The organism is Pleomorphochaeta sp. DL1XJH-081 (genome assembly GCF_049310885.1).
In the GTDB taxonomy this organism is placed as follows: Bacteria; Spirochaetota; Spirochaetia; order Sphaerochaetales; family Sphaerochaetaceae; genus CAYZJV01.
In genome coordinates this window covers 1-233 of the sequence record NZ_JBMDYO010000219.1, presented here as the reverse complement: position 1 = coordinate 233, position 233 = coordinate 1, and the positions used below count along the sequence as shown (strand labels likewise).

The window sequence follows — 233 nt, the reverse complement described above, 5'->3', positions numbered from 1 at the left end:
AAGCGCTGCATGGCCTCGATCTGATCTTGATAAAACGATTCACGTTCTAGTGATTGATTTTCTCTAAACAGTGCTTGATTTAACTGTTTTTCCAGTATGTCAACTTGACGTTTTAATAGGTCAACTTCTGTCAAGTTTTGACTGTTAATTGATTGACTTTGATTGACATTAGTATCTTTCTTTTGTGGTTCCCCAAAAACTCTTATGGCTTCTGCGAAGTCAATTAATCCATC

The 233-nt window shown here is 36.1% G+C and carries 1 pseudogene; it reads right to left on the bottom strand.

Annotated features, from left to right (window positions below):
• A pseudogene (locus ACODJP_RS14520) lies at positions 1 to 233 on the bottom strand (DNA-binding protein); the annotation flags it as partial.